Source organism: Streptomyces sp. NPDC047061, assembly GCF_040643955.1.
Taxonomy (GTDB): domain Bacteria; phylum Actinomycetota; class Actinomycetes; order Streptomycetales; family Streptomycetaceae; genus Streptomyces.
In genome coordinates, this window is record NZ_JBEYVI010000004.1 from 208,422 (window position 1) to 232,209 (window position 23,788).

The 23,788-nt window shown below is 69.1% G+C and carries 27 protein-coding genes; 13 read left to right on the plus strand and 14 right to left on the minus strand.

Features of this window, described 5'->3' with window-relative positions; all coding sequences use genetic code 11:
• The first annotated feature begins 70 nt into the window (after positions 1–70).
• Entirely contained in the window at positions 71–1,678 is a 1,608-nt protein-coding gene (locus ABZ887_RS09470; protein WP_361285159.1) for a YibE/F family protein, read from the plus strand.
• 170 nt (positions 1,679–1,848) lie between these two features.
• On the opposite strand, the gene ABZ887_RS09475 is transcribed toward ABZ887_RS09470, so the two are convergent.
• The 4 genes from ABZ887_RS09475 to ABZ887_RS09490 all read right to left on the minus strand — a co-directional run bounded on the left by ABZ887_RS09475 (position 1,849) and on the right by ABZ887_RS09490 (position 4,080).
• Positions 1,849–2,286, minus strand: a complete 438-nt coding sequence (locus ABZ887_RS09475; protein WP_189262811.1) for an SsgA family sporulation/cell division regulator — start codon at positions 2,284–2,286, stop codon at positions 1,849–1,851.
• A 98-nt stretch (positions 2,287–2,384) separates the two neighbouring features.
• On the minus strand, positions 2,385–3,173 hold the full coding sequence (locus ABZ887_RS09480; RefSeq protein ID WP_361285162.1) for a helix-turn-helix domain-containing protein: 789 nt from the start codon (positions 3,171–3,173) through the stop codon (positions 2,385–2,387).
• Between the two features lie 211 nt (positions 3,174–3,384).
• On the minus strand, positions 3,385–3,597 hold the full coding sequence (locus ABZ887_RS09485; protein WP_089100495.1) for a DUF5326 family protein: 213 nt from the start codon (positions 3,595–3,597) through the stop codon (positions 3,385–3,387).
• A 165-nt stretch (positions 3,598–3,762) separates the two neighbouring features.
• Complete coding sequence (locus ABZ887_RS09490; RefSeq protein ID WP_089100494.1) at positions 3,763–4,080, minus strand: cupin domain-containing protein; 318 nt, start codon at positions 4,078–4,080, stop codon at positions 3,763–3,765.
• A 59-nt stretch (positions 4,081–4,139) separates the two neighbouring features.
• Between ABZ887_RS09490 and ABZ887_RS09495 the strand changes: the two genes are divergently transcribed.
• The 5 genes from ABZ887_RS09495 (at position 4,140) to ABZ887_RS09515 (ending at position 7,851) form a co-directional block, all read left to right on the plus strand.
• Positions 4,140–4,517: a phage holin family protein gene (locus tag ABZ887_RS09495; protein ID WP_361285166.1), complete on the plus strand. Its 378-nt coding sequence runs from the start codon at positions 4,140–4,142 to the stop codon at positions 4,515–4,517.
• Positions 4,518–4,524: 7 nt separating this feature from the next.
• Positions 4,525–5,016 carry a low molecular weight protein-tyrosine-phosphatase gene (locus tag ABZ887_RS09500; protein WP_361285169.1) on the plus strand — a complete coding sequence of 164 codons (492 nt, stop codon included), beginning with the start codon at positions 4,525–4,527 and terminating at the stop codon, positions 5,014–5,016.
• The gene (locus ABZ887_RS09505) at positions 5,013–6,146 is read left to right on the plus strand and encodes a cystathionine gamma-lyase (protein ID WP_361285172.1); all 1,134 of its coding nucleotides are present in this window, start codon (positions 5,013–5,015) and stop codon (positions 6,144–6,146) included. The genes ABZ887_RS09500 and ABZ887_RS09505 overlap by 4 nt, the downstream gene beginning before the upstream one ends.
• Before the next feature lie 230 nt (positions 6,147–6,376).
• Positions 6,377–7,282: a LysR family transcriptional regulator gene (locus tag ABZ887_RS09510; RefSeq protein ID WP_361285175.1), complete on the plus strand. Its 906-nt coding sequence runs from the start codon at positions 6,377–6,379 to the stop codon at positions 7,280–7,282.
• Between the two features lie 86 nt (positions 7,283–7,368).
• Positions 7,369–7,851 carry an NUDIX hydrolase gene (locus tag ABZ887_RS09515; RefSeq protein WP_361285177.1) on the plus strand — a complete coding sequence of 161 codons (483 nt, stop codon included), beginning with the start codon at positions 7,369–7,371 and terminating at the stop codon, positions 7,849–7,851.
• 4 nt (positions 7,852–7,855) lie between these two features.
• Here ABZ887_RS09515 and ABZ887_RS09520 read toward each other — a convergent pair whose 3' ends face one another.
• Both ABZ887_RS09520 and ABZ887_RS09525 read right to left on the minus strand, forming a co-directional pair.
• Complete coding sequence (locus ABZ887_RS09520; RefSeq protein WP_361285180.1) at positions 7,856–9,070, minus strand: globin domain-containing protein; 1,215 nt, start codon at positions 9,068–9,070, stop codon at positions 7,856–7,858.
• A 548-nt stretch (positions 9,071–9,618) separates the two neighbouring features.
• Positions 9,619–10,251, minus strand: coding sequence for an HAD-IB family phosphatase (locus ABZ887_RS09525; protein WP_361285183.1), 633 nt, complete (start codon positions 10,249–10,251; stop codon positions 9,619–9,621).
• Positions 10,252–10,486: 235 nt separating this feature from the next.
• Between ABZ887_RS09525 and ABZ887_RS09530 the strand changes: the two genes are divergently transcribed.
• Entirely contained in the window at positions 10,487–11,311 is an 825-nt protein-coding gene (locus ABZ887_RS09530; RefSeq protein ID WP_361285186.1) for a GNAT family N-acetyltransferase, read from the plus strand.
• Positions 11,312–11,380: 69 nt separating this feature from the next.
• Here ABZ887_RS09530 and ABZ887_RS09535 read toward each other — a convergent pair whose 3' ends face one another.
• Positions 11,381–11,800, minus strand: a complete 420-nt coding sequence (locus tag ABZ887_RS09535) for a heme-binding protein (RefSeq protein WP_361285189.1) — start codon at positions 11,798–11,800, stop codon at positions 11,381–11,383.
• Between the two features lie 44 nt (positions 11,801–11,844).
• A complete protein-coding gene (locus ABZ887_RS09540) occupies positions 11,845–13,053 on the minus strand; it encodes an MFS transporter (RefSeq protein WP_361285192.1) in 1,209 nt (402 codons plus the stop codon).
• Between the two features lie 143 nt (positions 13,054–13,196).
• Here ABZ887_RS09540 and ABZ887_RS09545 point away from each other — a divergent pair, with 143 nt between their 5' ends.
• Together ABZ887_RS09545 and ABZ887_RS09550 are read left to right on the plus strand one after the other, a co-directional pair.
• A complete protein-coding gene (locus ABZ887_RS09545) occupies positions 13,197–13,655 on the plus strand; it encodes a MarR family transcriptional regulator (RefSeq protein ID WP_361285195.1) in 459 nt (152 codons plus the stop codon).
• Positions 13,656–13,664: 9 nt separating this feature from the next.
• Positions 13,665–14,117: a GNAT family N-acetyltransferase gene (locus ABZ887_RS09550; RefSeq protein ID WP_361285198.1), complete on the plus strand. Its 453-nt coding sequence runs from the start codon at positions 13,665–13,667 to the stop codon at positions 14,115–14,117.
• An 80-nt stretch (positions 14,118–14,197) separates the two neighbouring features.
• Here ABZ887_RS09550 and ABZ887_RS09555 read toward each other — a convergent pair whose 3' ends face one another.
• The gene (locus tag ABZ887_RS09555; RefSeq protein WP_361285200.1) at positions 14,198–15,583 is read right to left on the minus strand and encodes a serine hydrolase domain-containing protein; all 1,386 of its coding nucleotides are present in this window, start codon (positions 15,581–15,583) and stop codon (positions 14,198–14,200) included.
• An 83-nt stretch (positions 15,584–15,666) separates the two neighbouring features.
• Positions 15,667–17,142 carry a replicative DNA helicase gene (gene dnaB / locus ABZ887_RS09560; protein WP_361285203.1) on the minus strand — a complete coding sequence of 492 codons (1,476 nt, stop codon included), beginning with the start codon at positions 17,140–17,142 and terminating at the stop codon, positions 15,667–15,669.
• A 459-nt stretch (positions 17,143–17,601) separates the two neighbouring features.
• Between dnaB and ABZ887_RS09565 the strand changes: the two genes are divergently transcribed.
• The gene (locus ABZ887_RS09565) at positions 17,602–18,939 is read left to right on the plus strand and encodes an MATE family efflux transporter (RefSeq protein ID WP_361285206.1); all 1,338 of its coding nucleotides are present in this window, start codon (positions 17,602–17,604) and stop codon (positions 18,937–18,939) included.
• A 172-nt stretch (positions 18,940–19,111) separates the two neighbouring features.
• Here the strand turns inward: ABZ887_RS09565 and rplI are convergent, their stop codons facing one another.
• The 4 genes from rplI to rpsF form a co-directional block, all read right to left on the minus strand.
• Positions 19,112–19,558, minus strand: a complete 447-nt coding sequence (gene rplI / locus ABZ887_RS09570; protein ID WP_046727591.1) for a 50S ribosomal protein L9 — start codon at positions 19,556–19,558, stop codon at positions 19,112–19,114.
• An 18-nt stretch (positions 19,559–19,576) separates the two neighbouring features.
• A complete protein-coding gene (rpsR, locus tag ABZ887_RS09575; RefSeq protein WP_003949403.1) occupies positions 19,577–19,813 on the minus strand; it encodes a 30S ribosomal protein S18 in 237 nt (78 codons plus the stop codon).
• Positions 19,814–19,861: 48 nt separating this feature from the next.
• Positions 19,862–20,452, minus strand: coding sequence for a single-stranded DNA-binding protein (locus ABZ887_RS09580; protein WP_361285210.1), 591 nt, complete (start codon positions 20,450–20,452; stop codon positions 19,862–19,864).
• A 77-nt stretch (positions 20,453–20,529) separates the two neighbouring features.
• Positions 20,530–20,820 carry a 30S ribosomal protein S6 gene (gene rpsF, locus ABZ887_RS09585; RefSeq protein WP_261703747.1) on the minus strand — a complete coding sequence of 97 codons (291 nt, stop codon included), beginning with the start codon at positions 20,818–20,820 and terminating at the stop codon, positions 20,530–20,532.
• A gap of 262 nt (positions 20,821–21,082) precedes the next feature.
• Between rpsF and ABZ887_RS09590 the strand changes: the two genes are divergently transcribed.
• From ABZ887_RS09590 to ABZ887_RS09600, 3 genes are all read left to right on the plus strand, one after another.
• A complete protein-coding gene (locus ABZ887_RS09590; protein WP_361285214.1) occupies positions 21,083–21,385 on the plus strand; it encodes a hypothetical protein in 303 nt (100 codons plus the stop codon).
• Between the two features lie 162 nt (positions 21,386–21,547).
• The gene (gene femX, locus ABZ887_RS09595; RefSeq protein WP_361285217.1) at positions 21,548–22,669 is read left to right on the plus strand and encodes a peptidoglycan bridge formation glycyltransferase FemX; all 1,122 of its coding nucleotides are present in this window, start codon (positions 21,548–21,550) and stop codon (positions 22,667–22,669) included.
• A gap of 84 nt (positions 22,670–22,753) precedes the next feature.
• The gene (locus ABZ887_RS09600; protein ID WP_089100475.1) at positions 22,754–23,785 is read left to right on the plus strand and encodes an alanine racemase; all 1,032 of its coding nucleotides are present in this window, start codon (positions 22,754–22,756) and stop codon (positions 23,783–23,785) included.
• Positions 23,786–23,788 lie beyond the last annotated feature (3 nt).

Consider the following 23,788-nt stretch of genomic DNA (forward strand, 5'->3'; position numbering starts at 1 on the left):
TGCCTCCACGCTAGCGTCAATTCGGGCGCGGTGAACAGAGGGCCCCTGCCGTTCTTGCGATGATCGGGCGGTGACCTCGACACAGCAGCACCCCTATCCGCCGCCCGAGCCGCGGCGCGGCAACGGCGCCGCGCAGGGCGGCGGACCCGGCCACGGGGGCCATGGTGCCGGTGACGGACACACCCACGGTCAGGGCGAGCAGTACGACCAGGGGCACGCCCTCAGCCACACCCACCATCACGACAACGGCCAGGCCCCCGGTCACAGTCACGGCCACGGAGAGGCCCATGGCCATGCGGCCAACGGCCGGCCCCATGGCCATGCGCCCGGTCCGAGCACCGGCCAGAGCGGCTCCGGGCCCGGCGGTGGTCACGGCCACTCGCACGGGCACAGCCACAGCCACGGCCCCGCCGCACCCGTCTCCAAGCATCTGCGCAAGGTCATCGCGGCGATCCTGATCCCCTTCACCGCCGCGGTCGCGGTCGGCCTGGTGGTGCTGTGGCCCGGCGGTGCCCCGCCGCACGAGCGCACCGGCGTCGGCTTCGACCGCCAGACGCAGGCGGCGACGGTCACCAAGGTCGTCTCGGTCAGCTGCAAGTCGGTCAACGCCTCCGGCGGCGGCTCGGCCGGAGACACCTCCACCGCCGACGGCACTTCCTCGAAGGAGGAGGGAGACACCTGCAAGAAGGCCACGGTCCGGGTCGACGCCGGCAAGGACAAGGGCCGTACCTTCACCGAGATCGTGCAGCCCGACCAGTCGCGGCAGTTGCACGAGGGCGAGAAGGTCGTGGCCGCGTACGAGCCCTCCGCGCCCAAGGACCTCCAGTACTCCGTCACCGACGTGAACCGGAAGTTCCCGATGGCGCTGCTGGCCGGGATCTTCGCGCTCGCCGTGGTGGTGGTGGGCCGGCTGCGCGGTGTGATGGCGCTGGTCGCGCTGGCGGTCAGCTTCCTGGTGCTGACCCTGTTCATCCTGCCGGGAATCCTGCAGGGATCGAACCCGCTGCTGATGGCGGTGGTCGGGTCGAGCGCCATCATGCTGATCGCCCTGTACATCTGCCACGGGCTGTCGGCCCGGACCTCGGTGGCCGTGCTCGGCACACTGGTCTCGCTGTGCCTGATCGGACTGCTCGGCTCGGAGTTCATCGACTGGGCCGCGCTCACCGGCAACACCGACGACAACACCGGCCTGATCCACGGCCTGTACCCGTCGATCGACATGAGCGGTCTGCTGCTGGCCGGTGTCATCATCGGCTCGCTGGGTGTCCTGGACGACGTGACGGTGACCCAGACCTCGGCCGTCTGGGAACTGCACGAGGCCAACCCGACCATGGGCTGGCGCGGGCTGTACCGGGCGGGCATCCGCATCGGCCGTGACCACATCGCGTCCGTCGTCAACACCCTCGTTCTGGCTTATGCGGGTGCCGCGCTGCCGCTGCTGCTGCTCTTCTCGATCGCGCAGAGCAGTGTGGCCACGGTCGCCAACAGCGAGCTGGTCGCCGAGGAGATCGTGCGCACCCTGGTCGGCTCGATCGGCCTGGTCGCCTCGGTGCCGGTCACCACGCTGCTCGCGGCCCTGGTGGTGTCCGCCGACCGGCCGGGCACGGAGACAGCCGTGTCCGTGGAGCCCGCGCCGACCGCGGCACGGGCCGGACGGGGACGGCGCCGGAAGCGGTGAGGCGCGGTGGACGGCCCGGGAGGAGGCCGTCCACGAGGCACGAGGTGAGGCACGGACGGTCCGCATGAGAAGAAGCGTGCCGGCAGGGGCCTCGCACCGGACGCGCAGAAGCGTTCCTGCGCGTCCTCACGCGGCTCGGCGGAGCGGCGTGCGCCCCGTGCCGTAACGCTTCAGCCGGCGCTCTGTTCCTCGGCCAGGATGCGGTCCAGGGCCTCGTCGAGGTGGGCGTCGAAGTCGGCGAGTGAACCCTCCTGGCCGAGCGGCACCAGCTTGTCCGTACGGTCGAGGAAAGCCACCAACGGAGGTGCGGAGGACCGGAACACCGCCTGGTCGCCGCCGACCTGAAGCCGGATCAGCACCTCGCCCAGCACCTCGGAATCGGCGGGCGCGATGTGCACATCGCCCTCGCCGCACGGCCGCCCCACCCCGTCGATCAGCAGCTCCCGGCCGAAGGCCCAGGTCACCGGCGCATCCCCGGGCAGGTGGAAGGTGAGCCGGACGGCATAGGGATCACAGGTCTCGTAGCGCAACTCCACGGGGATGCGGAAGGAGAGCTCCTCCGAGACGAGAAAGCTCATCATGACTTCTGCTTGTACGGACTCGCGCATTGCCTACCCCGTCATATGACACCGACTGGCCGGGATTTATCCCTTGATGGTGGTCAAATCTTGCTGAAAGTACACGGGAGATCACAAGGAGTGAGTTTTCAGATACTGATAGCGATCGCCAGGGACCCCAGATGCCGGCCCACTTCGCCTTGCAACTGCCGGACGGCGGGCAGCAGCCGGTCGGCCTGGTGGAGAGGGAGGGAGACGGCGATCGTGGCGGCCGTGGTGCCGACGGTGAGGGGGATCGCCGCACACACCGTCCCCAGTGCGTACTCCTGGCGCTCCACCACCGGTTCCATCCGCCGCGTCCGCTCCAGCCGCCGCAGCAGGGTCTGGTCGTCACGGACCGTGTACGGGGTGAGGGGTCGCACCGGATAGCGGCCGAGATGGTCGCGGCGGACGTCCTCGTCCAGCTGGGAGAGCAGACACTGGCCGATGGCGTGCGCGTGCCCGGTCTCGCGGAAGCCGGCCCACTCCTCGACCGCCGGAGTCCCCGGGGAGTCGGAGACGCACATGACCTCGATCTCGCCGTCCCGGTACATGGCGTAGTACACCGGGACACCGATCGAATCGCGCCAGTGGGCGAGGGTGTCGGCGACCGCGCTGCGACGTTTCTGCTGCGCCCCGCTGCTGCTCAGCCGCTCCGCCGCCTCACCGAGGAAGAACAGCCCCTTGTCGCGGCGCAGGTAGCCCTCGTGAACGAGGGTGCGCAGCAGGTGGTAGGCGGTGGGCAGCGCGAGGCCGGTCTCCCGGGCCAGTTGTTTGGCGGGTGCGCCGTGCGCGTGTCCGGCGACGCACTCCAGCAGGCGCATCGCGCGCTGCACGGAGCCGATGAGCGTGGCCGAGTGTGGCTGTGCGGGGTCGACCGGGCCGGCCGGCCGCTGCACGGGGGGTGTGCTGGAACGTCGTTGGGCGGGGGGTGCTGGATGTTCCGTGGGTGCGGGGGCGGCGTCAAGCGTGGCCAAGGGTCACTCCCGGAGCGCGAGGGGGTCAGCGACTCTAACCGTCCGCCACCGCTCCCGGTCCGGCTGTACGGGAAACTTCCCTCCCCCGAGGGAACCGGTGATTCCTGTTACCGGCCACCGATTCCCACGGTCCTCACCAGTCGCTCTTCGACGAGGAGTTCGACATGAACTTCCGCACGATGTAGATCAGTCCGCCGACCAGCGCCACGAAGATCAGCAGCTTGAAGAGCAGGAAGACCACCCAGCTGATCACGGCCGTGATCAGGCCGCCGAACACGACCAGCGCGATGACCGGCACCGCGATCCACTTCACCCACCACGGCAGACCCGTGAAGATCTCTCGCATTGCCCTGTCCTCCGCTTTCTGGTGCGCTCCGGCACGTACGGTCTCGTGCGTCCCGCACGATGCGATGTCCTGCACTCGATGCTAGAGCCGCGAGGGGGCCGTTCGGAGGTCCCTGATCCCTTGTCCTCCCCTGACCCTTCCCCTAGGGAACCCCTAGAGCCGAGGTCAGGCCTCGGGGGGAGAGAAGACGACCAGAACCCTCAGATCCTCGCTGATGTGATGGAACTTGTGGGCCACCCCGGCCGGAACGTACACCACGCTGCCGCGCGCCACCTGCGTGGTCTCCATGCCGACGGTGATCGCGGCGCGGCCGCTGACGACGAAGTAGACCTCGTCCTGGTTGTGCGGCTGCTGCGGGTCGTGCGAGCCCGCGTCGAGGGCGTAGAGACCGACCGACATGTTCCGTTCCCGCAGGAACTGCAGGTATGCCCCGTCGTTGGCGGCGCGTTCCGCCTCCAGTTCGTCCAGCCGGAATGCCTTCATCTCAGTTGTCGCCCTCGCCTCACTATTTGCATCCGATCTCTTCTGCCACGATCAGACACATGAAGAATTTCGTAGTCAAGACGATCGCCAACGCGGGCGCCCTGGCGGTCGCCGTGTGGCTGCTCGACAAGATCACCCTGACCGGCGACAGCACCGCCAAGAAGGTCTGGACGCTGATCCTGGTCGCCCTGGTCTTCGGCCTGGTGAACTTCCTGGTCAAGCCGATCGTGAAGGTCCTGACCTTCCCGCTGTTCATCCTCACCCTCGGCCTGATCACCCTGGTGGTCAACGCGCTGATGCTGCTGCTGACGTCGTGGGTGTGCGACAAGCTCGACCTCAGCTTCCACGTGGAGGGCTTCTGGACGGCCGTCCTGGGCGGTCTGATCATCTCGATCGTGTCCTGGGCCCTCAACATGGTCCTTCCCGACTCGGACTGAGCACCCGATGACCTACCGCGTCTGCTTCGTCTGCACCGGCAACATCTGCCGTTCCCCGATGGCCGAATCCGTCTTCCGCGCCCGCGTGACCGAGGCCGGGCTCGACGACCGTGTCGAGGCCGACAGCGCCGGCACCGGCGGCTGGCACGAGGGCGACGGCGCCGACCCCCGCACCGTCCGCGTCCTCGCGGAGCACGGCTACGGCAGCGACCACACCGCCCGCCAGTTCCAGGCGTCCTGGTTCGGCCGGCTCGACCTCGTGATCGCCCTGGACTCCGGTCACCTCAAGGCCCTGCGGCGGCTGGCCCCCACCGAGGAGGACGCGCGCAAGGTGCGTCTGCTGCGCTCCTACGACCCGGCGGCAGGCGACGACCTCGACGTACCGGATCCGTACTACGGCGGTCTGGACGGCTTCGAGGAGTGCCTTGAGATGGTGGAGGCGGCGAGCGAGGGGCTGCTCGCCGCGGTGCGGGACGAAGTGGAGGGAACGGCGGCATGAGCGAGGCGGCCATGGGCGAGGGCACGCGGGCGGTGCGCGCGGGGCTGCCCGAGCCGGTCAAGAACGAGCCGACCCTGCCCGGGCCGGTCTTCGCCGCGCACTTCCATCTGCCGGGCGAGGTGAGCGGACCGTACGCCTACGGGCGCGACGAGAACCCGACCTGGACCCATCTGGAGCGGGCCATCGGCGAGTTGGAGGCGCCCGGTGAGGCGGACGTCGAGACGCTGGTGTTCGCCTCCGGTGTGGCGGCCGTCGCGGCGGTGCTCTTCTCGCAGCTGAGCGCCGGGGACGCGGTCGTGCTGCCCTCCGACGGCTATCAGGTGCTGCCCCTGGTCCGCGCCCAGCTGGAGGCGTACGGCATCGAGGTGCGCACCGCACCGACCGCCGGCGACGCCCAGCTCGACGCCCTGGACGGGGCGAAGCTGCTGCTGATCGAGACGCCGTGCAACCCCGGGCTCGACGTCTGCGACATCCGGCGCCTCGCCGAGGCCGCACACGCGCGTGGCGCCCTCGTCGCCGTCGACAACACCCTCGCCACCCCGCTCGGGCAGCGGCCGCTGGCGCTGGGTGCCGACTTCTCCATGGCCAGCGGCACCAAGCAGCTCACCGGCCATGGGGACGTACTGCTGGGGTACGTCGCCGGGCGCGACGCGGCGGCCATGGCCGCCGTACGCCGCTGGCGCAAGATCATCGGGGCGATCTCCGGGCCCATGGAGGCCTGGCTGGCCCATCGCTCCCTCGCCACCATCCAGTTGCGGGTGGACCGGCAGAACGCGACCGCCCTGCTGCTCGCGGAGGCACTGCGCGAGCGGCCCGAGGTGACCGGCCTGCGTTATCCCGGGCTGTCCGACGATCCCGCACACAAGATCGCCTCGCAGCAGATGCGCCGCTACGGCTCGGTGATCTCCTTCACGCTGCCCACGCGCGCGCGTGCCGAGCGTTTCCTTCAGGCCCTGCGGCTGGTCGACGATGCCACGAGCTTCGGCGGGGTGCGTTCCACGGCCGAGCGGCGGCGACGCTGGGGCGGGGACGACGTACCGGAGGGCTTCATCCGGCTGTCGGTCGGTGCGGAGGATCCCGAAGATCTCGTGGCCGATGTGCTGCGCGCACTCGACGAGTCGGACCGGTGACCGGATTACGGACGCCTCCACGGATCCGGCTACGCATAACGGACGGTCCGAGCCTCCCCCCTCGTGGCTCGGACCGTCCCGGTTCTCGCGCGCCAAGAACCGCGCGACCAAGGCTAGTTGACTCTGCGTCAGTGTCCAATCACTGTAGCGACAGAGACCTATCGACTTATTTATAGTTGGGGACCTGCCCGGGGGCCGGAAAAGGGGCAGGGCGAACGGGAGGGTGTGCGATGGATCTGGCCTTGCTGCGCACGTTCGTCACCGTGCACCGGGCCGGCTCCTTCACCCGCGCCGCGGCCCTGCTCGGACTCTCACAGCCGGCCGTGACCTCCCAGATCCGGACCCTGGAACGACAGCTGGGCCGCCCGCTCTTCCTGCGCCAGGCCCGTGGGGTGACCCCCACGACCATCGGCGACGAACTCGCCCACAAGGCCGCCCCGCATCTCGACGCCCTCGTGGAGATAGCGGAACGCGGCCTCGACGACGACTCCTCGGTGCGCACCCTGCATCTCGCCGGCCCGCCCGAGTTCACCGCCGAGCGTGCCCTTCCCGCACTCACGGAGCTCGCCGGTGACGACGGCCAGGGCTTCGCGCTGCGCGCTTCGTTCGGGAACGCCGAGGAGACCCTGGAGGGGCTGTCCGCCGGTCACCATGACCTGGCCATCAGTACGGTCCGGCCGCGCGGTGCCCTGCTCACCGCGACCGCGCTCTGCGACGAGGAGCATGTACTGGTCGCCGCTCCACGCTGGTCCGAGGAGATCGGCACCGACGCCGTACGTGGCAAGGGCTCGGCAGCCCTGGAGAACCTGCCGGTCGTCGAGGTCCATGAGTCGCTGCCGTTCGTCTCGCGCTACTGGGGTTCCGTCTTCGACACGCGTCCGGCCGCCTCGGGCACGGTCGTGGTGCCCGATCTGCGCGCGGTGCTCGCCTGTACGGTCGCGGGTGCCGGCCTCGCCGTACTGCCCCGGTATCTGTGTACGGCCGCTCTGGAGCGCGGGGAGGTCGTGGCACTGCACGATCCCGCTGTGCCCCCCTTGCGGACGTACTTCCTCGTGGTGCGCACCGGCACACTCGCCATGCCCCATGTGGCACGGGCGCACGAGTGGCTTCAGCACGCGGCCTCGGACTGGGGCTGAGCATGTCCTGCTGAGTTAACGCGATGCGTCCGCACGGTGGCGCCTCGCGATGTTTCACGTGGAACCAGCTGGGCCACATTCCTCCCATGACCGTCCGACCCGTGGTCAAGCGCACCGCCCGTGCCGTCCTCCTGGACGGCGACAACCTGATTCTGATCAAGCGCACCAAGCCTGGTGTCGATCCCTACTGGCTCACCCCCGGTGGCGGGGTCGAGCCGGAGGACGCCACCGTCGTCGACGCCCTGCACCGCGAGGTGGACGAGGAGCTCGGCGCGAAGATCACCGACGTGGTGCCCTGCTTCGTGGACACCGTGGAACACATCGGCGACAACGGCAGCGCGACCGGTGTGAAAGTGCAGCACTTCTTCGTCTGCCGGCTGGAGTCCATGGACCCGGCCCTGCGCCACGGCCCCGAAGTCGACGAGCCCATCGGCGAGTACGAGATCGTGCGCGTGCCCTTCACCCGGGTGGGGATCGCCTCCGTGCACCTCGTACCGCTGTCACTGCGGCACTACCTGGACGGCAACATCGAGGGTGTGCGGGCCATGCACGCCCCGGACCTCGGATGAGGGATCAGTCGCCGACGACGACCAGTTCCTCGACCGAGTCGTGCCGGATGCGGTGTGCGGGGATGCCGACGTCCCGCAGCGCGGTGATCCCGTTACGGATCATTCCGGGCGGGCCGGAGAGATAGGCGTCGTAATCGATCCACGGGCCGTACCCACGGATGGCGTCGGGGAGCTGGAGGTGCGCCTGCTGGTCGACGACCGCCCGGACCGCGAGCCAGGGATGGATCTGCTGGAGCCGGAGCAGGTTGTCGATGTCGTACAGATCGTGGTCGGTGCGGGCCCCGTAGAACACCTCGACCGGGCGGCGCGCGCCGCGTTCGGCGATCTCCTCGACCATCGCCCTGATGGGTGCGATGCCGGTGCCGCCGCCCAGACAGAGCAGCCCGTTGTCCCTCGTGTGGTCGACGGTCATCGAGCCGCCGGGCGGGCCGAGGCGGACGACGTCACCAGGGCGGGCGCGATGTACCAGCGAGTTGGAGACCCAGCCGGCGGGGACGGCCTTCACATGGAACATGAGCAGGCCGTCCGAGCGGGGCGCGGAGGCGAAGGAGTAATGCCGCCACACCCGCGGCCACCAGGCTGTCTCCAGGCTCGTGTACTGCCCGGCGAGGAAGGGATACGGCTGGTCCGGACGGACCGTGAGCACCGCGACGTCCGCGGTCCTGAGGTCATGGGCGACGATCTCCGCGTGCCACCACGCCGGAGCGCGCAACTCGTCCCTGGCCGCCGCGTCGATCATCACCTGGGACATCGTCGTGTACGCCCGTACCCAGGCCGCCTCTGTCTCGGGGTCCCAGATGCCCGAGGCGTACCTGCTCAGCGCGCCGATGAGGCACTCGCCGACGGCAGGATAGTGCTCGGGCCTGGTGCCGTACTTGCGGTGACCGCGGCCCAGGTTCTGCAGGTACTCGACCAGGACGGGCGTGTTGTCGATGTGCTCGGCCGCGGTGAGCAGCGCCTTCAGCAGCCGGTCCCGCTGGGTGTCCATGGCGGCGGGGAACAGTGAACGCAGTTCGGGGTGGCGGACGAAGAGCAGCGCGTAGAAGTACGAGGTGACCTTGTCGGCGATCGGACCGACCTCGGCCATGGTGCCGCGGATTCGGATCGCGTCCGGGGAGGCGCCCTGCGTCTGCTGTGTACTGCGCTGTGGCGGGACGCGCTGCTCGAAGGTGCCGGGTGCGGGGTGCCCGGCCGGAGGCCCGAAGGGGCCGGGCGCCACGGGCTGCCCACCGGGCGGGGCCTGAGCGGCCCCCTGAAGGCGCGGCGGCTCCGCCGACGGCCGTATTCGCTCCCGGGGCTCCGCGGGCACGGGAGGACGGCTCTGAGGCGTTTCCTGCCCGCCGCCCGGCGGCACGACCGGAGGCCCGGCGGAGGGGTGGAACGCGGGCCTGTCGTGGGGGGCGAACCAGTGGCCTCCGCCGGCCCCGTCGTTGCCCGCCGACGTGGTGGTCGGAGCGTCCATGGTGTGCCCTCGCCTCGAACATCTTGCGGTCGGTCTGCGCACTTCACTCGGAAGGTGCTTGCTTTCCCCCGTTGACGGCTAGCTCTCCCCGGTCGGGCCCCGTGGCCGACACGACCACATTCAACCCGCGATTCCCCGTGTACGGACAAGTAAGGCGAGAGTGTGACATGGGCCGCAATCACTCCCGCGGAAGCGTCCAGCCCCGGACATTAACCGGAGTCGACCCTACCGGCCGTCGCCGCGCGCACAAGTCCCCCCTGTCTCCCCCTTGAATCTGGCAACGGGCGAACCATAGGTTCCCTCAATTACCGGGCGCCGCGCGCCAATTCATAGGCATCCCATAGATCCCTGCCCGTGTAGGAGTACGTCGCCAGACCGGCGAGATGTCCGTCCGCATTGACCGCCACGGACACCGGAACCGCGGCGAACAAGTCCCGGTCCGACATCGAGTCGCCGTAGGCGACGCAGTCCGCCCGGCCGACCCCGAACTGCTCGCACAGGCGGTCCGCGATGGTCACCTTGGCGGCTGCGGTGAGCACTCCCGCCGGATCCACGGGCTCCACGAACGGTACCGCCGGGAAGCGCGATCCGAAGGCCGCATGGGCTCCCCAGTCCAGCAGACGCTCCACGAAGAACGAGGGCGACAGCGAGACCACCGCGCAGTAGTCCCCCGATCCCCTGATCTCGGCCCAGACGTCCCGGATACGGGCGAGCCACGGCGCGCCGTCGAATGCTGCCGTCACCTGCGCGTCGGTCAGCTCGGCCCACAGGGTGTACACCCGCGTCGCATACTCCGGCGGATCTATCCGTCCCGCTGAAATCGCCCGGTCCAGCTCCATGGTCTCTGCTTCCAGACCGAGTTGACGGGAAATCTCGACGGGTGCGGAAGTGCCGTGCAGCAATGTGCCGTCGAGATCGAAGAGATGAAGTCGCGCCATGCCCCCGAGGCTAACGGCAAGCAGTCACTGCCCCTCGGAGCGGCCGCGGACGGCTGCCATAAAGCGATGTTTCACGTGAAACGTCTCGGGTCTGTCCAGGGGGTGTGCCTGGGGCTACGACATGGCCAAAAGCAGGTGCGTGTGCCCTGAAACAGGTGGACGCCAGGGGGCTCGGTCGGCAAGCCTGACCTGCGTGTCAACTCCTTCCGACGCTCCTCTGCCCATTCGCCGACTGATGCCACGCGATCTCAGCGCCTGCGCCGATTTGTCCGAGGATCGGGGGTGGCCCCGTGAGGAACACAAGTGGCGCCTGCTCCTCACAGCCGGGCGGGGATACGGCATCGACGACCCCGGCGGAGGCCTGGTCGCCGCCTGCGTCACTACGGAGTACGGCCCGAGGGAACGCCCGCATCTGGGTGCGATCGGCATGGTGCTGGTCGCCGAACGGCACGCCCGCCAGGGCATCGGGCGCCGCCTGATGCGGCACATCGTCTCGGCGATGGGGACGACTCCCCTGACCCTGTACGCGACGCCGTACGGCCGTCCGCTCTACGAGGAGCTGGGGTTCAAGGTCACGGGACGTTCGGAGATGCTGTCCGGGCCCTTCTCACGGGGCGGAGCCGAGCCCCGGGTGGCAACCCGGCCGGCCACCGCGGAGGACCTCGGTTCCATCCTCCGGCTGGACGAGGAGGTGTTCGGAGTCGACCGCACCCTTCTCATCACCCGGCTGCCCGCGTTCTCGGACCTGCTGCGCGTCGCCGTGGACGACGGGCGCATCGTCGGGTACGCGGCCGCCTGGCCCAATATGGACACGCATGTCGTCGGGCCGCTGATCGCCCGTGACACCGAGACGGCGAAGTCCCTGATCGCCTCGCTCGCCGCTCACACCGATCGACCGCTCCGTACCGACATCGACGTCCGGCACGAGGAACTGCTGGCCTGGGCGAAGGCGCGAGGGCTGGCCTCCGTCGCCATGAACTCCGTGATGACCTACGGCATCGCGGAGTTGCCGGGGGACTGGACACGGCGGTTCGCGCCGCTGACGGTCGCGGTGGGCTGAGAGGCCTTCGACACGTGGAACGCCGGCTCCCCTGGGGGAGCCGGCGTTCCACGTCGAGCGGGGCTGCTGTCAGGCGAGTGCCTGTACCGCGGTGGAGGCGAACCCGTGGTCCTGGTCGGGCGCACCGCCGCCGACACCGATCGCCCCGACGAGCCGGCCGTCCCGCTGGACGGGGACACCGCCCGCGATGAACAGCAGCGGCCGGTCGAGCGCGGTGGGCAGGGTGTGGAAGAGGCCGCCGGGCTGGACGGCGTCGACGAGGTCGGCGGTGGGGGTGTTCAGCTGGAGCGCCGTGTAGGCCTTGCGGGTGCTGGTCTCACCCGAGATGAGCACGGCGCGGTCGTCCCGTCGGAAGGCCAGCAGATGGCCTCCGGCGTCCAGGACGGTGACGCTGACGGTGACCCCTGCTGCCTCGGCGGCTCGGCCGGCCTCGGCGATCAGGAACTCGGCGTCCTGGATGGTGATCGGCGCGAGGGTGGTGGTGCTCATGGTTCTCCTTGGATGGTGCTGAGGCGCGGTGAGATTGCGGGCGGTCAGTGGTGGACCGACGCCGTCTGTCCGACGGGCGTGCCACTGGCGACCACCGCGCTCGGGGCGCTGTCGCGGCGCTCCAGCGCGGCCGACAGGAAGGCGAGGACGAGGGCGGCCGCGGCGAGGGCGGCGCCGACCCAGTTGGGGGAGGTGTAGCCGAAGCCGCCGGCGATCACGATGCCGCCGAGCCAGGCGGCCAGGGCGTTGCCGAGGTTGAAGGCGCCGATGTTCACGGCCGAGGCCAGGGTGGGGGCGCCGTGCGCCTGGTCGAGGACGCGCTTCTGGAGCGGCGGGACGGTGGCGAAGCCCAGGGCGCCGATCAGGGCGACGGTCACCGCGGCCGCGATCTTGCTGTGCGCGGTGAGCGTGAAGAGGGCGAGGACGACGGCCAGGGCGCCCAGGGACACGTACAGCATGGGCATCAGGGCGCGGTCGGCGAACCTGCCGCCGACGAGGTTGCCGGCGACCATGCCGAGGCCGAAGAGGACCAGCAGCCAGGTGACGGAGCCGTCGGCGAAGCCGGTGACGTGGGTCATCATCGGCGCGATGTAGGTGATGGCCGCGAAGACCCCGCCGAAGCCCAGGACGGTCATCGCCATGGCGAGCAGGACCTGGGTGTTCTTGAAGGCGGCCAGTTCGTGCCGCAGGTGCACGCCCTGCGGGCCGGGCAGTTCGGGGACCAGCTTGGCGATGCCGGCCAGGCCGACGACGCCGAGGGCGGCGACGATGCCGAAGGTGACGCGCCAGCCGGCGTGCTGCCCCACGAGGGTGCCGAGCGGGACGCCGACGACGTTGGCGACGGTGAGGCCGGTGAACATCATCGCGATGGCCCCTGCCTTCTTGCTCGGTGCGACCAGGTCGGCCGCCACGACCGAGCCGATGCCGAAGAAGGCGCCGTGGGCGAGAGAGGCGACCACCCGGCCGATCAGCATGACGGCGAAGACGGGGGCCACGGCGGTCAGCAGGTTGCCGGCGATGAAGAAGCCCATCAGCAGCATCAGCATCCGCTTGCGGGGAACCCTCGTGCCCAGCACGGTCATCAGCGGTGCGCCGATCACCACACCGAGTGCGTAACCGGTGACGAGCAGGCCGGCGGTCGGGATGGAGACCCCGAAGTCACCCGCGACCTCGGGCAGCAGGCCCATGATCCCGAACTCGGTCGTTCCGATTCCGAAGGCCCCGATCGCGAGGGCCAGAAGCGCGAGAGGCATGGAGGTACGACCTTCCCAGACGATTGCAGGTGCGCTTTGCGTGCGTCAACAATAGTTGCAGACGCGGACTACATGCAAGCGAGGGATATTGCACACCTGCTCTATCCTGGGTTCAGCCGCTCCGGGACGGAGGAAGAACGCCAATGACAGCGACGGACCCCGCACTCACCGCCCTTGCCCAGGGCTGGTGCGCCCTCTCCCTGCTGCACGGGAGGATCGAGGCACACATCGAGCGCGCCCTGCAGGCCAAACACGACCTGAGCGTCCGCGAGTACTCCCTGCTCGACGTCCTCAGCCGGCAGCACGACGGCGAAGGGGGCCATCTGCAGATGAAGCAGGTCGCCGACGCGGTCGTCCTCAGCCAGAGCGCCACCACCCGACTGGTCACCCGCCTGGAGGACCGCGGCCTCCTCGAGCGCTATCTCTGCCCGACCGACCGGCGCGGCATCTACACGAACGTCACCGAGGCCGGCCTGCTTCTCCTGGAGGAGGCTCGCCCCACCAACGACACGGCGCTGCGCGAAGCCCTCGACGAGGCGGCCAGAAACCCGGAGCTGGCTCCTCTGGTCCGGGCCGTGGAGTCGCTGCACGCACCCGCATAGGCTGCGGGCATGGGAGACCTTGACATACGCACCGCGGTCGCCGACGACATCCCGGCCATCGTCGGCATGCTCGCCGATGACCCGCTGGGCGCCCAGCGGGAATCACCGGACGACCTGGCGCCCTATCTGAGCGCTCTGGAGCGACTCAGCGCCGATCCCAACCAGCAGCTGGTGGTCGCCGTCCGCGAAGGCCGCATCGTCGGCACACTCCAGCTCACGGTCATCCCCGGTTTGTCGAGGCGCGGCGCCACCCGGTCGATCATCGAAGGCGTGCGTATCCACGCCGACGAGCGCGGCAGCAGACTGGGCACCCGGTTCATCGAGTGGGCGATCGACGAATCCCGCCGCCAGGGCTGCCAGTTGGTCCAACTGACGTCGGACACCTCACGGATCGACGCCCATCGCTTCTACGAGCGGCTCGGCTTCACCGCCTCACACGTGGGCTTCAAGCTCGAAATCTGAACCTCGGCGGCTTGAGGCCGAACGGAGTAATCGCACAGGGGCGGTGTTTCACGTGAAACACCGCCCCGACTTCTCGCCCGCTAACCGATCCCCCGCCATCCCTCGGGGTCCACCCCGCCGGGGACGGGAGCCGTCTCGTCGTACGGCTGACGCGTGAACACGAACGATCCAAGGTCCAGATGGCTCACAGTGCCGTCCGGACGCCGTACGGGCCGCAGCAGCTCTCCGACGTAGTAGCCCTCCAGGCCGGTCCAGGTGCCGTCGCCGTTGGAGCGGAATCGGGCCCGGCGGCCGGCACCGGTCAGTGGTCCCAGCGAGACCATTCCGTCGGCCGTCATCCGCAGCACGAAGGGATGTGTGCCCCAGTACCACTGGCCCGCCAACTCCAGGACAGAGGGATCGACCTGGGTCAGAGGACGCCATGGTTCGGGGATGCATGGCTCGGCCTCCGCGACGATACGGACGAGGTCGGCGCCGGTGGCGGACAGCAGTGGGCCGGAGGTGCAGTTCGCCAGCACGACGGCCGCCACATCGTCGTCCACGCTGATGGTGAGGTTGGCCAGGAAGCCGGGCAGCGAGCCGGAGTGCCCGACGAGCAGCCTGCCGTCGCGGCGCTGGATCTGCAGGCCAAGGCCGTAGGTGGCGCCGTCCAGGACGTCGGCGGGCTCGGCGGGGGCCGCCGGGGTGCGCATCTCCCGTACCGACTCGGTACTCAGCACCCGGTCGTCCCCGGCTGCCAGGAACACGGCGAAGCGGGCCAGGTCGCCGGTGGTCGACCAGAGCTGCCCGGCCGGTGCCATCCGGCCGAGGTCCTCCAGCGGCTCCGGGAGCATGGCGTCGGCCCAGGGATGCACCGCCCAGCCACCGGCGTGCGGCGACTGCGGCTGAGCGCTCGTGCGGTCGAGGCCCAGAGGTTCGAGCACCTCCCGTCGCAGCACCTCCTCCCAGGGGGCACCACGGAGCTCCTCGACCAGTGCGCCGAGCAGGGTGTAGCCGGGGTTGGAGTAGTGGTGACGGCGGCCGACGGGATGCACCAGGGGCTGCTCACCGAGGACATCGCTCAGTTCCGGCCGCAGTGAGCCCGGGGTTCGTTCCCACCAGGGAGCCGGCGACTCGGCCGCCAGACCGCCGGTGTGCGCGAGGAGTTCGGCGATGGTCGCCTCCCCCGCCCCGGTACCCGGCAGGTGTTTTTCCAACGGATCACCGAGGTCGAGCAGCCCTTCGTCACGCAGCCGGAGCACCAGCACGGCCGTGAACGTCTTGGTGATCGAGCCGATCCGGTACTGCACGTTCTCGTCCGGTCCATGCCCGTCCACCGAGGTCCGCGCTCCGTGCCAGACGGTCCGCCCGCCTCGCACGACCGCCGCCACCAGGGACGGCGCCCGGCCTTCGGACTGGGCCACCGCGATCCGATGCAGGAGCGCCCGCCGGGTGGCGGGGAGCAGCTCTTCCTGGAATGTCGTCATGCACTCAGTCCACCTGGTGAGCGGACCGGCGTCGAGTTCATTTCGGCGGCGCGGGCCGGGTCAGCGCCGCCTCCTGGCGTGGATCAGGTCTGTGCCATGTCCACGAAGCGGGAGTAGTGGCCCTGGAAGGCCACCGTGATCGTCGCCGTCGGGCCGTTTCGGTGCTTGCCGACGATGATGTCCGCCTCGCCCGCGCGCGGCGACTCCTTCTCGTAGGCGTCCTCGCGATGCAGCAGGATGACCATGTCGGCGTCCTGCTCGATGGAGCCGGACTCACGCAGGTCGGACACCATCGGCTTCTTGTCCGTGCGCTGCTCGGGACCACGGTTGAGCTGCGAGAGCGCGATCACGGGGACCTCCAGCTCCTTCGCCAGCAGCTTGAGGTTTCGCGACATGTCCGACACCTCCTGCTGGCGGCTCTCGGAGCGCTTGCCGCCGGACTGCATCAGCTGGAGGTAGTCGATGATCACGAGCTTGATGTCGTTGCGCTGCTTGAGCCGGCGGCACTTGGCACGGATCTCCATCATCGACAGGTTCGGGGAGTCGTCGATGTAGAGCGGCGCGGCCGAGACATCCGGCATCCGGCGGGCCAGCCGGGTCCAGTCCTCGTCGGTCATCGTGCCGGACCGCATGTGGTGCAGGGCGACCCGGGCCTCGGCGGACAGCAGACGCATCGCGATCTCGTTGCGGCCCATTTCGAGGGAGAAGATGACGCTGGGCAGGTTGTTCTTGATGGACGCGGCACGGGCGAAGTCCAGGGCGAGGGTCGACTTGCCCATGGCGGGACGGGCGGCGATGACGATCATCTGCCCCGGGTGCAGGCCGTTGGTGAGCGAGTCCAGGTCGGTGAAGCCGGTGGGGACGCCGGTCATCTCGCCGGTACGGGACCCGATCGCCTCGATCTCGTCGAGGGCACCCTCCATGATGTCGCCGAGCGGCAGGTAGTCCTCGCTGGTCCGCTGCTCGGTGACGGCGTAGATCTCGGCCTGGGCGCTGTTGACGATCTCGTCGATGTCGCCGTCGGCCGCGTATCCCATCTGCGTGATCCGCGTGCCCGCCTCGACCAGCCGGCGCAGCACCGCCCGCTCGTGGACGATCTCCGCGTAGTACTCGGCGTTCGCCGCCGTCGGCACCGTCTGGACGAGGGTGTGCAGATAGGAGGCGCCGCCGACCTTGTTGATCTCGCCGCGTTTGGTGAGCTCCGCGGCGATGGTGATGGGGTCGGCGGGCTCGCCCTTCGCGTAGACGTCGAGGATCGCCTGATAGATCGTCTCGTGCGCGGGCTTGTAGAAGTCGTGGCCCTTGAGGATCTCGACGACGTCGGCGATGGCGTCCTTGGAGAGCAGCATGCCGCCGAGCACGGACTGCTCGGCGTCCAGGTCCTGCGGAGGAACCCGCTCGAAGGTGGCGCCCCCGCCCTCCCAGTCTCCGCTGTCCCGGCCCCGGTCGTGCCGGTCGTCCCGGCCGCGGCCACCCTCGCTCCGTCGGCGGGAGGCGGGCAGACGATCACCGGGACCGGCGTCGGCCCACGGATCGTCCAAGGGCTCGGAAATGCTCACCGAGCCACCTCCTCCCGTCCGCACCGCGGACCTCGCCATGCCCTCTTTTTTACGGCACGGCACTGACAACTAGGACGCCCCATTCCGGTTCTGGACGCGTCGGTTTTGTGAGGTTTCCGAGGCCGTGACAAGGAGCGGGTGCCGGACCACGGTAGGCCCGCGGGCACCGTCAGCCAATCTGGTTATCCACAGGCCATGTGGACGACCGTCCGTATGCTGTGGAGAACCCCCCAAAACCTGTGCACGACGCGGTGGACAGCCCTGTGAACAAGCCCTCGATCCCTCTCCACAATAGGCCCTGACCTGCACCTTTCCCATCCACCGGCTGTGCAGAAGAAAAACTTTCCCAGTCGGATCAAGATCGCTTCGAACAGCGCGCGACAGTGCGGACCGCGCAACACCAGGTAAGGGTCACTTGGCAATTGCATCTCTTACCTGTGGACGATTAGATTAGCGCTCATGTCACTGGCTCCCCCGACCTCCGAGGCCACCCGGCGGCGGCACGACCGAGAGATCGTCACACTGGCCGTCCCGGCCTTCGGCGCACTCGTCGCCGAGCCGCTTTTCGTCATGGCCGACAGCGCGATCGTCGGCCATCTCGGTACCGCACAGCTCGCCGGTCTCGGCATCGCCTCAGCCCTTCTCACCACCGCCGTCAGCGTCTTCGTCTTCCTCGCCTACGCCACCACGGCCGCTGTCGCCCGCCGGGTCGGCGCCGGGGATATCCAGGCAGCCGTCCGTCAGGGCATGGACGGCATCTGGCTGGCCCTGCTGCTGGGAGCCGCCGTCATCGCCGTCGTCCTGCCTCTCGCCCCCGGCATCGTGGACGTCTTCGGCGCCTCGGCCACCGCGGCCCCCTACGCGACCACCTATCTGAGGATCTCCTCCCTCGGGATCCCGACCATGCTGGTCGTGCTCGCCGCCACGGGCGTCCTGCGCGGCCTCCAGAACACCCGGACGCCGCTGTACGTCGCCGTAGCAGGATTCATCGCCAACGCCGGGCTCAATGCGGCGCTCGTCTACGGCGCCGGACTGGAGATCGCCGGATCTGCCTGGGGCACGGTCCTCGCCCAGTGCGGAATGGCAGCGGTCTATCTGACCGTCGTCATACGCGGCGCACGCAGGCATGGTGCCTCGCTGCGACCCGACGCCACCGGGATACGGGCCTCGGCTCAGGCCGGCGTACCCCTGCTCGTCCGAACGCTCTCACTGCGCGCCGTCCTCATGATCGCCACCGCCGTGGCGGCCCGGCTGGGCGATGCCGACATCGCCGCCCACCAGATCGTGCTGTCCCTGTGGAGCCTGCTGGCCTTCGCCCTGGACGCGATAGCGATAGCCGGGCAGGCCGTCATCGGCCGCTACCTCGGAGCGGAAGACCCTGTCGGCGCCCGCGGGGCCTGCCGACGGATGGTTCAGTGGGGCATCGCCACCGGAGTGGTCCTGGGCTTGCTGGTGATCGCCAGCCGGCCGCTCTTTCTCCCCCTGTTCACCGGCGACTCCGCGGTGAAGAACACCGCACTGCCCGCGCTGCTCATCGTGGCGCTCTCCCAGCCGATCTCCGGCGTGGTCTTCGTACTCGACGGCGTACTGATGGGCGCCGGAGACGGACCGTATCTCGCCGGGGCCATGGTCCTGACTCTTGCGGTCTTCACGCCGGTGGCACTGGTCGTCCCCGCCCTCGGTGGCGGGCTCACAGCGCTCTGGGGAGCCATGACGCTGATGATGACCGTACGGATGCTCACCCTCTGGCTGCGTGCTCGCTCCGGCCGGTGGATCGTGACCGGTGCAACGCGCTGACCGATGCGCCCTGCCGACGGTTTCGCCCTGTCGACGGTTTCACGTGAAACAGCGCGGGCTGTCACGTTTCACGTGAAACACCCACCGCGTCACATCGTCAACAGCCAAGCCAAAGGGGCTGCACCTGTACAGGTGCAGCCCCTTCCAGCTACTGCTCAAGCCGAGCGCAGCGTCAGGCCGCGACGACCTCGATGTTGACCTTGGCGGCAACCTCGGGGTGCAGACGCACGGACGTCTCGTGGGCGCCCAGGGTCTTGATCGCCGAAGCGACCTCGATGCGGCGCTTGTCGACCTCGGGGCCACCGGCAGCCTTGATCGCCGAAGCGATGTCGGCCTGGGTGACGGAACCGAAGAGGCGACCGGCGTCGCCGGCACGGACGGCCAGACGGACCTTGACGCCCTCGAGCTGGGCCTTCACCTGGTTGGCCTGCTCGATGGTCTGGATCTCGTGGATCTTGCGAGCACGACGGATCTGCTCGACGTCCTTCTCGCCACCCTTGGTCCAGCGGATCGCGAACTTCCGCGGGATCAGGTAGTTGCGGGCGTAGCCGTCCTTGACGTCGACGACGTCGCCGGCGGCGCCGAGGCCAGAGACCTCGTGGGTGAGGATGATCTTCATTAGTCGGTCACCCTTCCCTTAGCGCGCGGTGGAGGTGTAGGGCAGCAGCGCCATCTCACGGCTGTTCTTGACGGCCGTGGCGACGTCACGCTGGTGCTGCGTGCAGTTGCCGGTCACGCGACGGGCACGGATCTTGCCGCGGTCGGAAATGAACTTCCGCAGCATGTTCGTGTCCTTGTAGTCCACGTACGTGACCTTGTCCTTGCAGAAAGCGCAGACCTTCTTCTTAGGCTTGCGCACAGGCGGCTTCGCCATGGTGTTTCTCCTGTGTGATCAAGAAGTGGGGATACGAGCCCTTGGCCCCTAGAAGGGGGGCTCGTCCGAGTAGCCGCCACCGCCGCCGGAGCCGGAGCCGCCGCCCCAGCCGCCACCGCCCTGGTTGTTGCCGCCACCGGCGGGAGCGCCGGAAGCCCAGGGGTCGTCGTTGGGGGCGCCGCCCTGGTTGCCGCCGCCGGAGCCACCGCCCCAGCCGCCGCCACCCTGGCCGCCACCGCCGCCGTAACCACCCTGGCCACCGCGGCCGCCGCCACCGGCAGTCTTGGTGACCTTGGCCGTGGCGCTCCGCAGGCTGGCGCCGACTTCCTCGACGTCCAGCTCGTAGACCGTGCGCTTGACACCCTCACGGTCCTCGTAGGACCGCTGCTTCAGTCGGCCCTGCACGATGACGCGCATGCCTCGCTGGAGCGACTCCGCGACGTTCTCCGCCGCCTGACGCCAGACCGAGCAGGTCAGGAACAGGCTCTCGCCGTCCTTCCACTCGTTCGTCTGACGGTCGAAGGTGCGGGGAGTGGACGCGACACGGAACTTCGCGACCGCCGCACCGGAGGGGGTGAAGCGCAGCTCGGGGTCATCGACAAGATTGCCGACGACCGTGATGACGGTCTCGCCTGCCATGGGGGAACCTCTCGGCGGGTTTGCTGCTGGCTGCTTGTGCTGCTACTCGAAATCCCGAGATCAGCTGAGCTGAGAGCTCAGTGGGTCTCGGGGCGGAGGACCTTGGTCCGGAGGACCGACTCGTTCAGGTTCATCTGGCGGTCGAGCTCCTTGACGACCGCAGGCTCGGCCTGCAGGTCGATGACCGAGTAGATGCCCTCGGGCTTCTTCTTGATCTCGTACGAGAGACGACGACGGCCCCAGGTGTCGACCTTCTCGACCTTTCCGCTGCCCTCACGGACGACGGAGAGGAAGTTCTCGATCAGGGGGGCGACAGCGCGCTCCTCCAGATCGGGGTCGAGGATGACCATCACCTCGTAGTGACGCATGTGGAACCCACCTCCTTTGGACTCAGCGGCCACGGTCGTTCCGTGGCAGGAGGGTTGTGATGCGTGCGCAACGGTATCGGCCGCCACTGACATTCGGGGGCTCCCGTCGGGATCCCGCCAGAGTCCGGGCAGACACCGGTGCAGAGGGTACAGAGTACCCGCACACCCGCTTCCGGTTGAAATCCGGCCGCCGTGGCCCTCAATCTGTACACATCGGGTGTGTACGGCGCTACGATGCGCCGCCTTCCGCAGGAGGTGCCCTATGGCACAGGCATTGCGACCCAACACCGCCGGCTCCCTGTTCGCCACCGACGGCAAGACCCATCCGCTCCAGGACTCACTGATGGCAGTGACGCTGGTGCTCGGGCTGATCGCCTTCATCACGTCGTTCTTCCACAGCCTGCACCTGCTCAGCTCCTGGACCGGTCTGATCGGTCTCCTCACCGGTCTCTACGGGCAGTGGATCTCGATCACCACGCGCGAGCGCTTCGGTCTGATCCTGGGTCTCGGTGCCGCGGGCGTCGGCTTCTTCATCGGCATGGCGAACGGCGGCCTGTTCGGCTGAGTCCGGCACCCCCACAACACCGTGGAACGCCCCGGCCGGACAGGAGCCGGGGCGTAGGTGGCGTACGCCCAGTCAGGCCATGGGCAAGGCGCAGTAGGCTTCGGCGCGAGAGCCGGAGCCCCTGTACCCATGGGGACACACCAGCCCGAGGAGCGCCCCGACATGAGCCTGACCCTGCGGACCATCAGCCGCGAACAGCATCTGGCGTACATCCAGAGCCTGCCGGCTGCCAGCCACATGCAGGTCCCGGCGTGGGCCGATGTCAAGGCGGAATGGCGTTCGGAGAACCTCGGCTGGTTCGACGACCGCACCGGCGAGATGGTCGGTGCCGGCCTGGTGCTGTACCGCCAGCTGCCCAAGATCAAGCGCTACCTGGCCTACCTTCCCGAGGGCCCGGTCATCAACTGGTACGCGCCGAATCTCGACGAGTGGATCCAGCCGATGCTGGCCCACCTCAAGCAACAGGGCGCGTTCTCGGTGAAGATGGGCCCGCCGGTGATCATCCGGCGCTGGGAGGCCAACTCCATCAAGCAGGGCATCCAGAACCCGGACGTGAAGCGGCTGCGCGACATCGAGCCCGACTTCATCGAGCCGCGCGCATTCGAAGTGGCCGACAAGCTGCGCCGGATGGGCTGGCAGCAGGGCGAGGACGGCGGTGCCGGCTTCGGCGACGTGCAGCCCCGCTACGTCTTCCAGGTGCCGCTGGCCAACCGTTCCCTGGAAGAGGTCCACAAGAACTTCAACCAGCTGTGGCGCCGCAACATCAAGAAGGCCGAGAAGGCCGGCGTCGAGGTCGTCCAGGGCGGTTACCAGGACCTGGCGGAGTGGCAGCGGCTGTACGAGATCACGGCCGTGCGCGACCACTTCCGGCCGCGCCCGCTGTCGTACTTCCAGCGCATGTGGACGGCCCTCAACACCGAGGACCCCAACCGGATGCGGCTGTACTTCGCCCGGCACAACGGGGTGAACCTCTCCGCGGCGACCATGCTGATCGTCGGCGGCCACGTCTGGTACTCCTACGGCGCCTCCGACAACATCGGCCGCGAGGTGCGCCCCTCGAACGCGATGCAGTGGCGGATGCTGCGCGACGCCTACGCGCTCGGCGCCACCGCCTACGACCTGCGCGGCATCTCCGACTCGCTGGACGAGACGGACCACCTCTTCGGCCTGATCCAGTTCAAGGTGGGCACCGGCGGTGAGGCCGCCGAGTACCTCGGCGAGTGGGACTTCCCGCTGAACAAGCTGCTCCACAAGGCTCTCGACATCTACATGTCGCGCCGCTGAGGTCACGCTCCGTGCTTCTATAGCCCTGACACACCGCACTCCTCCGGCTCACCCCAGCCACCCAGAAAGGTCCCAGGTCCGGCCATGGCGCTCACGCTCTACGTCGACACCGCGCGCTGGCGTGCGCACCACAAGCGCGTGCAGGAGCAGTTCCCGGGCCTGGTCCCGGTCTGCAAGGGCAACGGCTACGGCTTCGGGCACGAGCGGCTGGCGGAAGAGGCCACGCGACTCGGCTCGGACATCCTCGCCGTCGGCACGACGTACGAGGCCGCGCGCATAAAGGACTGGTTCGGCGGCGACCTGCTGGTGCTGACGCCGTACCGGCGCGGCGAGGAGCCGGTGCCGCTGCCCGACCGCGTCATCCGCTCGGTGTCGTCCATCGACGGCGTGTACGGCCTGGTGGGCGCCCGCGTGGTCATCGAGGTGATGTCCACGATGAAGCGGCACGGCATCAGCGAGCAGGACCTGCCGCAGCTGCACTCGGCCATAGAGAACGTCCGGCTGGAGGGCTTCGCCATCCACCTGCCGCTGGACCGCACCGACGGCTCGGACGCCGTCGAGGAGGTCATCGGCTGGATGGACCGGCTGCGCGCGGCCCGGCTGCCGCTGCACACGATGTTCGTCAGCCATCTCAAGGCCGACGAACTCGCCCGGCTGCAGCAGCAGTTCCCGCAGACCCGGTTCCGGGCCCGGATCGGCACCCGGCTGTGGCTGGGGGACCATGACGCGACCGAGTACCGCGGGGCGGTCCTGGACGTCACCCGCGTCGCCAAGGGCGACCGGTTCGGCTACCGGCAGCAGAAGGCGGCCTCGGACGGCTTTCTGGTGGTCGTGGCGGGCGGTACGTCGCACGGGGTGGGCCTGGAGGCCCCGAAGGCCCTGCACGGCGTCATGCCGCGCGCCAAGGGCGTCGCACGGGCCGGCCTGGCCACGGTGAACCGGAACCTCGCTCCGTTCGTCTGGGGTGGCAAGCAGCGCTGGTTCGCGGAGCCGCCGCACATGCAGGTGTCGATCCTCTTCGTGCCCTCGGACGCCCCGGAGCCGAAGGTCGGCGAGGAGCTGGTGGCCCACCTGCGGCACACCACCACCCAGTTCGACCGTCTCGTGGACCGCTGACCG

Coding starts and splice junctions, on each gene's coding strand:
- ABZ887_RS09475 (WP_189262811.1), bottom strand. CDS start 2,286: ATGCGCGAGTCCGTACAAGCAGAAGTCATGATGAGCTTTCTCGTCTCG.
- ABZ887_RS09485 (WP_089100495.1), bottom strand. CDS start 3,597: ATGCGAGAGATCTTCACGGGTCTGCCGTGGTGGGTGAAGTGGATCGCG.
- ABZ887_RS09490 (WP_089100494.1), bottom strand. CDS start 4,080: ATGAAGGCATTCCGGCTGGACGAACTGGAGGCGGAACGCGCCGCCAAC.
- ABZ887_RS09495 (WP_361285166.1), top strand. CDS start 4,140: ATGAAGAATTTCGTAGTCAAGACGATCGCCAACGCGGGCGCCCTGGCG.
- ABZ887_RS09500 (WP_361285169.1), top strand. CDS start 4,525: ATGACCTACCGCGTCTGCTTCGTCTGCACCGGCAACATCTGCCGTTCC.
- ABZ887_RS09505 (WP_361285172.1), top strand. CDS start 5,013: ATGAGCGAGGCGGCCATGGGCGAGGGCACGCGGGCGGTGCGCGCGGGG.
- ABZ887_RS09510 (WP_361285175.1), top strand. CDS start 6,377: ATGGATCTGGCCTTGCTGCGCACGTTCGTCACCGTGCACCGGGCCGGC.
- ABZ887_RS09515 (WP_361285177.1), top strand. CDS start 7,369: ATGACCGTCCGACCCGTGGTCAAGCGCACCGCCCGTGCCGTCCTCCTG.
- ABZ887_RS09525 (WP_361285183.1), bottom strand. CDS start 10,251: ATGGCGCGACTTCATCTCTTCGATCTCGACGGCACATTGCTGCACGGC.
- ABZ887_RS09530 (WP_361285186.1), top strand. CDS start 10,487: ATGCCACGCGATCTCAGCGCCTGCGCCGATTTGTCCGAGGATCGGGGG.
- ABZ887_RS09535 (WP_361285189.1), bottom strand. CDS start 11,800: ATGAGCACCACCACCCTCGCGCCGATCACCATCCAGGACGCCGAGTTC.
- ABZ887_RS09540 (WP_361285192.1), bottom strand. CDS start 13,053: ATGCCTCTCGCGCTTCTGGCCCTCGCGATCGGGGCCTTCGGAATCGGA.
- ABZ887_RS09545 (WP_361285195.1), top strand. CDS start 13,197: ATGACAGCGACGGACCCCGCACTCACCGCCCTTGCCCAGGGCTGGTGC.
- ABZ887_RS09550 (WP_361285198.1), top strand. CDS start 13,665: ATGGGAGACCTTGACATACGCACCGCGGTCGCCGACGACATCCCGGCC.
- ABZ887_RS09555 (WP_361285200.1), bottom strand. CDS start 15,583: ATGACGACATTCCAGGAAGAGCTGCTCCCCGCCACCCGGCGGGCGCTC.
- ABZ887_RS09565 (WP_361285206.1), top strand. CDS start 17,602: ATGTCACTGGCTCCCCCGACCTCCGAGGCCACCCGGCGGCGGCACGAC.
- rplI (WP_046727591.1), bottom strand. CDS start 19,558: ATGAAGATCATCCTCACCCACGAGGTCTCTGGCCTCGGCGCCGCCGGC.
- rpsR (WP_003949403.1), bottom strand. CDS start 19,813: ATGGCGAAGCCGCCTGTGCGCAAGCCTAAGAAGAAGGTCTGCGCTTTC.
- ABZ887_RS09580 (WP_361285210.1), bottom strand. CDS start 20,452: ATGGCAGGCGAGACCGTCATCACGGTCGTCGGCAATCTTGTCGATGAC.
- rpsF (WP_261703747.1), bottom strand. CDS start 20,820: ATGCGTCACTACGAGGTGATGGTCATCCTCGACCCCGATCTGGAGGAG.
- ABZ887_RS09590 (WP_361285214.1), top strand. CDS start 21,083: ATGGCACAGGCATTGCGACCCAACACCGCCGGCTCCCTGTTCGCCACC.
- femX (WP_361285217.1), top strand. CDS start 21,548: ATGAGCCTGACCCTGCGGACCATCAGCCGCGAACAGCATCTGGCGTAC.
- ABZ887_RS09600 (WP_089100475.1), top strand. CDS start 22,754: ATGGCGCTCACGCTCTACGTCGACACCGCGCGCTGGCGTGCGCACCAC.